Annotated in this window: 5 protein-coding genes; 2 read left to right on the top strand and 3 right to left on the bottom strand. The window is 38.3% G+C overall.

The annotated features are described in order from the left end of the window. On the top strand, nucleotides 1-671 hold a 671-nt coding region (locus CV014_RS17145; RefSeq protein ID WP_236143131.1), incomplete at its 5' end, for an S-layer homology domain-containing protein. Nucleotides 672-913: 242 nt separating this feature from the next. On the opposite strand, the gene CV014_RS17140 is transcribed toward CV014_RS17145, so the two are convergent. From CV014_RS17140 to CV014_RS17130, 3 genes are all read right to left on the bottom strand, one after another. Continuing rightward, complete coding sequence (locus CV014_RS17140; protein WP_236143130.1) at nucleotides 914-2,077, bottom strand: helix-turn-helix domain-containing protein; 1,164 nt, start codon at nucleotides 2,075-2,077, stop codon at nucleotides 914-916. Nucleotides 2,078-2,991: 914 nt separating this feature from the next. Further along, entirely contained in the window at nucleotides 2,992-3,375 is a 384-nt protein-coding gene (locus tag CV014_RS17135; protein WP_236143129.1) for a beta-lactamase hydrolase domain-containing protein, read from the bottom strand. Nucleotides 3,376-3,511: 136 nt separating this feature from the next. Next, nucleotides 3,512-3,679 carry a hypothetical protein gene (locus CV014_RS17130; RefSeq protein ID WP_236143128.1) on the bottom strand — a complete coding sequence of 56 codons (168 nt, stop codon included), beginning with the start codon at nucleotides 3,677-3,679 and terminating at the stop codon, nucleotides 3,512-3,514. Nucleotides 3,680-4,577: 898 nt separating this feature from the next. Between CV014_RS17130 and nifJ the strand changes: the two genes are divergently transcribed. Next, nucleotides 4,578-8,228, top strand: coding sequence for a pyruvate:ferredoxin (flavodoxin) oxidoreductase (gene nifJ / locus CV014_RS17125; protein WP_236143127.1), 3,651 nt, complete (start codon nucleotides 4,578-4,580; stop codon nucleotides 8,226-8,228). Nucleotides 8,229-8,305 lie beyond the last annotated feature (77 nt).

Genomic DNA, 8,305 nt, shown 5'->3' with positions numbered 1-8,305 from the left:
AACCTATTCCAACACCAACGCCAATACCTACACCAACACCCAAACCAACGCCAATACCTACACCAACACCAACACCCGCACCAATTTCTGTAGATTTAAAAGATATCGCAAATCATTGGGCTGCACCATTTATTCGAGAATTAGTTAAACAGGGAATCATCAGTGGTTTCCCAGACGGTACATTTAAACCAGACGCGACGATGACACGCGCACAATACGCTGCATTGTTAGTGAAAGCATTCAACCCAGCACCAAACCGGGCTGTAGTTAGATTTAAAGATGTACCGGAAAACTTTTGGGCGTTCAAGGTAATTTTACAGGCATATCAAGGACTATTTCTTTCTGGTTATCCTGATGGTAGTTTCAAACCAAACCAGAATATTCAGCGTGTGCAAGTGATAGTCTCCTTAGTTAACGGGCTAGGATTAGGACTACCTACTAACGCTGCTAACGCTATTAAAATATTCGATGATCAGGCTAAGATTCCTGAATATGGTAAAAATCAGGTAGCCAAAGCCATTGAAAAGAAAATTATCGTCAATTATCCCAATACTAAAATACTCAATCCTACCCGCGATGCAACACGCGCCGAGGTAGCTGCAATAGTCTATCAAACTCTAGTTGATGCTCGTCGTGTAGTGGCAATTAACTCGCCTTACATTGTTGGTTAAGGCTGTTGCTTAAGGCAAAAGGTAAAAGGCAAAAGTAAAAAAGTAGAAAGAAAGATACTTTTGCCTTTTTATACTGTTTTTTGATGTAAATGCACTTTATTACTTACTGTAGAGACATTGTATGCAACGTCTCTACATCATTTATTTGGTGCAACCTTATAGAGAATTGGTATTACTTTTTACTGCTTTTGGGACTGGGAAATCAGGAAAAATCCCCTTAATTTCCTTTTTCCTGCTAATCTCTAATTTCTTACGATTATATGTTTTCTTGAATCAAAACTAATCAATCCCTGTTGTTGTAATTTACCGATTAATCTTGTAATTGTAACTCTGGTAGTACCGCAAGCACTAGCGATATCTTCATGAGTTAAGCGAATATTTAAACGATATCCATCTGATACAAGTTCGCCAACTTCTTGTTTCAGAAATTGTAAAAAATAATTTAGCCTATCTTCTAATTTTCGCTTACCAGAAAGGAATAATAGCGATTCTGTTTGCTTTAATCTCTGATTGATTTTGGGGCAGATAATATGGCTAAGTGTGGAATTTAAAGATAATTCATTTAAATGAATCGATATTAACTCTACATCTGTTAAAGATGTAGCTTGGTAAATAGCTAAAGATGTCATACTAGAACCAAATACCATTCTGGGTGTTGCTAATCCTAGTAAAATTTCTTCTCCGGTTTCGCAGAAAGTATTTAACTTGACTAATCCTTGGCGAACATAGAAAATGCCTAAAGGGTTTAAGGGAATATCTTCACCTTTACTGTATATATGAATCGGACGATTCTGACACAAAAATTCATCATGGTTAATTGCTGCTAGATTATTAGATTCATGCTGATTCATATGACGTAATAACCATCGCAAACCAGTAGGTTTACCAGATTGGTTACGAACTACTGTTACTGTTAAACTAGCATCAAAAGCTTTATCTCTACCTGCTTGAACGCGTAATAGTATTTCTTTACTGCTATCAGAATGCAATAGCTGATTGAGTTCAAGGCGTAAATTTTCTCGTTCTTCAATAGAGATAAAGTTAAGCATTGATTGCCCAATTAACATCTGCTTAGAAACATTTAGCAATTTAACTGTGGTTAGGTTTGCTTCTTGAATAATCCCTTCAACATTAGTTACAAAATAAGCATCTGGTGCAAATTCAAATAAATCATAATAATGCAGTCTTTCTGCTTCTAATAGACTTCTGGTTTGTAAAAGTTCTGCATTGTGCTGATAAAGTTGTTCAGCTGCTAACTGTACCATCTTAGAATTACTATAAAGTTCTTTAAAGGCTTGCGGTAGTAAATCTGGTGGAATCCAAGGTAGAACGCTAGCAGTTTGATATAAATCTGCTAACTGTTTGTGTAGTGCTTCAGCTCGTTGGATAAATAATTCTATATTCACTTTAAATTTTTATTACTTAATTGCAGCATTGATTTGAGATTCCAAGTTTTAGATTTTAAATCTTGAATCATGGGATTATTTTTGATAGTCCTATCGAAACAGCAAGCTAAAGCCCCGTTCCTTTTGGGGTGAACAAGTCTAAAATACTCGTTGCACTGTGTCCGGTACGCTATCATAAATTGAAAATATTCCAGCTGCGTCACTTTGTGGGCGCAGTCAATCCCAACTTACATTCTCTAAAATCTAAAATTGTTCACAGTGATGAAATTTAAAATCAACGGCAAATCTACATTTATCCTGAGATTTAGAGAATTGGAGTATTTAACGCAAAACAGCCAGCAATACCATTAAACCATTAAAAATCACTATTGAATTGAAACTAACTATAGATTTTCTCCGAAAAACTGTTTAATGATTCTTGGAGTTGCTTATTTTGACAAGCCAACCCGTGATTGTATATTTTTTCATCGTAAAATTCTTCTATCCTTAGTAGTAGATTTGAAATGTTCCGTGATTGAAAGGTGTAGCTCTGAATATTCCAAAAAAAGACCGTATTGACTTGTCATTAACGATAACGAAAATCTCTCAGCTATACTTCTGTCAGTAGCGTCAAATCTCTACTACTTTATATATAGATGTAACTTTATATTAGTTTGTATTCGGCAATACAGTGGTTTGTAATGTGAGTGCTGAGTTGTGAGTGCTGTTAGCGGTAGCGCGGCGTTTAGCCGGTGCTGAGTAAAAATCTTAGTCGCTCTTTTATGCAAAACTTATAAAATAAGTTTTATCGGGACTGTCTAGCTTGATGGTAATGCTTTTGCAAACTGTTCTCTGTCTTTGTTTGATACAGTTTGGTTAATTTTATTCTTAAAAAGAATTGTTAAAAATTTTTATTTTTAGGCAGAAAAATAAGATTATATTAAACCCAGACTCATTGTTAACTCAATAGCCTTTTCAAAGGTAATACCTTGTTTAGTCGCAATATACAATAAGGCTATTACTGCTGAACGTATAGAATTGTCACAATGAATTAAAGCTGGCTTAGGTAATTCATTGATGATTTGTAGGACTTGCAGTGTAGTTTGACAGTTAATTTCTTCAACTTTGGTAGGTATATTAAGATAACGCAAACCAAGAAATTCTAGTTTATCTTTTTCATCATCTAGCCAGCCTTTTTCATCGGGCGATCGCAAATTCAATATAGACTTATAACCATCAACAAGAAGTTGGGGAAATTGCTCTGGAGTAATTTGCCCTGCGATGGATAATTCATGGTTAATTTTTCTGATAATATCCATATCACAGCTTTGCCATAAAAGTTAGTAGTAAGGTGGTTAGCCTTACTACGCCGATTAAAACTGTTTAAACTTGCAAGCATTTTAATTGAATTTTTCAGCTTAAATCCAATTGAAAACATGACTTGTACTTTGGAGTTTAGAAATCTTGTTTTTTGGGAATGTCACCATTAAAAGGCTGTACACCCGTTGCTGGATAATTGTCATCTCTGACGCTGAATATTCTAGAAACTGCGCCAGAAAGGTAGTTAATTAATTGTTGACCTAAGTTTTTCATATTTTGTAATAAGCTCTTAACAGTAAACATAAATTTCCTCCTTGTATATAGTGGTTAAATACCGATGGAATGGGAATCATTTCTGGAATTGTATTTATCTGATAACTCTGTTGCATGAATTTGCCAACATCTTTCAAAAAACTGAATTAGATCATAATTCCAACAATTCTCTAATATCTGTCGATTGTGATAAATGTGCCAGAAAATAAGAGGATTAAAAACAGTATCATGATGAATAATCGGCTGATTTAAAAAGATGCCAATTGCTTTGATGAAGCTTTTGAAATGTTTTTGCTTGAACATTGAAAATAGCAACTTAAGATGTCAAGGTAATAAATTTTTAATGAGAAATAGTAGATAAATAAAGCCAGCATCGCTTTTCGATGAACCCATTAGCGAAGTTGGATACTCATAGCTAATTCCTCTCGTTGATGACAACCATGACTTCTGAATCAACTACCTAAAAAGATGACTGTAGAAGTGATAGTTGTAACCAGTATGTTTGGGAAGCAAGCTATTGAGGCTGTCCAATTACTGCTGGCGGTTTCTACATTTTTAATTTATGGCAACAATTTGAGGAACTTGTGAGGAAATTGCTCAAAGGGAAATTTTTTTTTAGTTTCAGGTTAAATCTTCTAAAAGTTAGTATTTTTACTTACTGTATTGTTAATTTCATTAATTATTTAATCAGAGAAAAATTGCCCAATCACGCTGTAAAAACTGGCTCAACTGACACACGGAAAACTCTACAGCTATTTTCTTGTGATTGGGGGATTCTCCTCACAAGTTCCTCAAACTTTCATTTTAGTTTGAAAAGGGAATCTTCCCTAGACTCCTATTTGTACAGACAAGACTAATCAAGTCAATACACCAAAAATTACACATCTAAACAGTAAAAATTATTATCTCTTATTTTTGAGACACAACTATGAACAAAAAAAATTTTGCAACTATAGATGGTAATGAAGCTGTGGCTCAAGTTGTCTATCGACTCAATGAAGTTATAGCTATTTATCCTATCACCCCATCTTCACCGATGGCGGAATGGGCGGATGCTTGGGCTAGCGAAAATAAACCGAATATTTGGGGTACTGTACCAGCCGTAGTGCAGATGCAGAGTGAAGGCGGAGTTGCAGGTGCGGTACATGGGGCTTTACAAACGGGGTCACTAACAACTACATTCACTGCATCCCAGGGATTATTGCTGATGATCCCGAATATGTATAAGATTGCTGGGGAACTTACACCTACAGTATTTCACATTGCGGCGCGATCGCTAGCAGCCCAAGGCCTATCAATTTTTGGCGACCACAGCGATGTTATGGCTTGTCGGGGTACTGGTTTTGCTATGTTGTGCGCTGCGTCCGTCCAAGAAGCCCATGATTTTGCTTTAATTTCCACAAAAGCAAGCCTAGCATCACGCATCCCTTTCTTACACTTTTTTGACGGCTTCCGCACTTCCCATGAAGTCAATAAAGTGGAACTATTAACAGATGCAGATTTACAAGCACTTATTCCTGATGAATTAATTTTGGCTCATCGTTCACGGTCATTAACGCCAGATAAACCCGTATTACGTGGTACAGCCCAAAATCCCGATGTCTATTTCCAAGCCAGAGAAACTGTTAACCCCTATTATCTAAGCTGTCCTGACATTACGCAACAAGTCATGGACGAATTCGCCCAACAAACTGGAAGACAATATCAACTATTTGAATATCACGGCGACCCCACAGCCGAACGCATCATTATTATTATGGGTTCTGGTTGTGAGACAGTACATGAGACAGTAGATTATCTCAACACCCAAGGCGAAAAAGTCGGTGTCATGAAAGTGCGCCTATATCGCCCCTTTGATAACCAAAGATTTCTCGCCGCCTTACCCCCCACCACTCAAAGCATCGCCGTTTTAGACCGTACCAAAGAACCAGGAAGCATAGGCGAACCTTTATATCAAGATGTAGTCACAGCACTAAATGAAGCAAATCCAAAATCCAAAATCCAAAATCTAAAATTGGTCGTTGGTGGTCGCTACGGTTTATCATCCAAAGAATTTACACCCGCAATGGTGAAGGGAATTTTTGATAATTTAGCCCAACCTACACCAAAGAATCATTTTACTATCGGCATTAACGATGATGTCACCCACACCAGCTTAGACTATGACCCCAACTTCAACATTGAACCAGACAATATAGTTAGAGCTATCTTTTACGGTTTAGGTGCAGATGGGACAGTAGGCGCAAATAAAAACTCCATTAAAATTATTGGGGAAGAAACCGATAACTACGCCCAAGGCTACTTTGTTTACGACTCCAAAAAATCCGGTTCTGTCACCGTTTCACACCTGCGTTTTGGTTCGCAACCCATCCGTTCTACTTACTTAATAACCAAAGCCAACTTTGTCGCTTGCCATCAGTGGGAATTTTTAGAAAAGTTTCCCATCCTCCAAGACATTATACCAGGCGGCACTTTCTTAATAAACGCTCCTTTCGACAAAGAAGAAATTGGGCAACAACTCCCAGAGACTATCAAAGCCCAAATTCAAGAGAAACAACTGAAAGTTTATGCCATCAACGCCTACAAAGTAGCCCGTGAAGCAGGGATGGCTGGCAGAATTAACACCGTGATGCAGGTTTGTTTCTTTGCTTTATCTGGAGTATTGCCCAGAGAAGAAGCCATTGCAGAAATTAAAAAATCGATTCGCAAAACCTACGGTAAAAAAGGCGAACAAATCGTCCAAATGAATATTCAAGCCGTAGATACAACTTTAGATAACTTATATGAATTGGGGACTGGGGACTGGGGACTGGGGACTGGGGACTGGGGACTGGGGACTGGGAAAGAATTATCTTCCCATGCCCAATGCCCCATGACCAATGCCCCACCTTTTGTCCGCGATGTCTTAGGTAAAATTATTGCCCGCGCGGGGGATGAATTACCTGTAAGTGCTTTACCTGTTGATGGGACATATCCCACGGGGACAGCGAAATGGGAAAAACGCAATATTGCCCAAGAAATTCCGGTTTGGGACACTAATGTCTGCATTCAATGTGGAAAATGTGTGATGGTATGTCCCCACAGTGTAATTCGCAGTAAGGTTTACGAAGAACAAGAATTAGAGAATGCGCCACCTACTTTTAAGAGTGCTAACGCTAAAGATCATGATTGGCATGGGTTAAAATTTACCATCCAAGTAGCAGCAGAAGATTGTACTGGTTGCGGTATCTGCGTGGATGTGTGTCCGGCTAAGAATAAAGCTGAACCGCGCAAAAAAGCAATTAATATGCAGCCACAATTACCCCTACGGGAAACAGAAAGGGAAAATTGGGATTTCTTCTTGAGTTTGCCTAACCCCGATAGACGCAACTTAAAGCTGAATCATATTAATCAGCAACAGATGCAAGAACCGTTATTTGAATTTTCTGGGGCTTGTGCGGGTTGTGGCGAAACACCCTATATTAAGTTAGCCACACAATTGTTTGGCGATCGCATGATTGTTGCTAACGCCACCGGTTGTTCTTCCATTTACGGCGGTAATTTACCTACTACCCCTTGGACATATAACGCTGAAGGACGGGGGCCTGCTTGGTCAAATAGTTTGTTTGAAGATAACGCCGAATTTGGCTTAGGTTTCCGTATTTCTATTGATAAGCAAACGGAATTTGCTATTGAATTATTACAAAAATTAGCGGAGGAAGTAGGTACAGAACTAGTAGATCACCTGCTAAATAATCAGCAAAAAGATGAAGCCGATATTTGGGAACAACGCGATCGCGTTAAAATGCTCAAGCAACGACTCACAGAAATAGCCAACCCCCAAGCGCAACAACTCCTGAGTCTGGCTGATTACCTAGTGAAAAAGAGCGTTTGGATGATAGGGGGTGATGGTTGGGCTTATGATATCGGCTACGGTGGCTTAGATCACGTCATCGCTAGTGGACGCAATGTGAATATCCTCGTTCTTGACACAGAGGTATATTCCAACACAGGCGGACAAATGTCTAAATCTACACCAAAAGGGGCTGTAGCTAAATTTGCGGCTGGTGGTAAACCTGCGGCGAAAAAAGACTTGGGTTTAATTGCAATGACCTACGGTAATGTTTACGTGGCGAGTGTCGCAATGGGCGCAAGGGATGAACATACCCTTAAAGCATTTTTAGAAGCTGAAGCCTATAACGGCCCTTCGCTAATTATTGCTTATAGCCATTGCATTGCCCACGGCATTAACTTAAGTACAGCAATGCAGAATCAAAAAGCTGTCGTTGAATCTGGGAGATGGTTGCTATATCGTTATCACCCTGATTTAACCAAACAAGGTAAGAATCCTCTACAACTTGACTCACGCTCACCGAAGCTATCAGTAGAAGATTCCATGTATTTAGAAAATCGCTTCAAGATGTTAACAAAAATTAACCCTACCGTGGCTAGACAATTACTGCAAGAAGCGCAAAATGATGTGAATACAAGATGGCAAATGTACCAATACCTAGCAGCCAGACAAGTTGTTAATGCTAATCATAAGTCATCAAAAATCAATGATCAAAACGGCTCAAATGCAGAAGGAGTAGGAGTTTAATAGTTTAATGCTGTAAGTCTTATTACTTACAGCATATGTATATTTGTATAACTTCCTAAAATTTTAATCCCATTAAA

The organism is Nostoc sp. CMAA1605 (genome assembly GCF_021596505.1).
GTDB lineage: Bacteria > Cyanobacteriota > Cyanobacteriia > Cyanobacteriales > Nostocaceae > Trichormus.
The sequence above is the reverse complement of the archived record's forward strand: the minus strand, read 5'-3'. Positions and strand labels throughout refer to the sequence as shown.

Bases quoted from the DNA above. Each gene is read 5' to 3' on its own strand.
- nifJ (WP_236143127.1), top strand. From the start codon at position 4,578: ATGAACAAAAAAAATTTTGCAACTATAGATGGTAATGAAGCTGTGGCT.
- CV014_RS17135 (WP_236143129.1), bottom strand. From the start codon at position 3,375: ATGGATATTATCAGAAAAATTAACCATGAATTATCCATCGCAGGGCAA.
- CV014_RS17130 (WP_236143128.1), bottom strand. From the start codon at position 3,679: ATGTTTACTGTTAAGAGCTTATTACAAAATATGAAAAACTTAGGTCAA.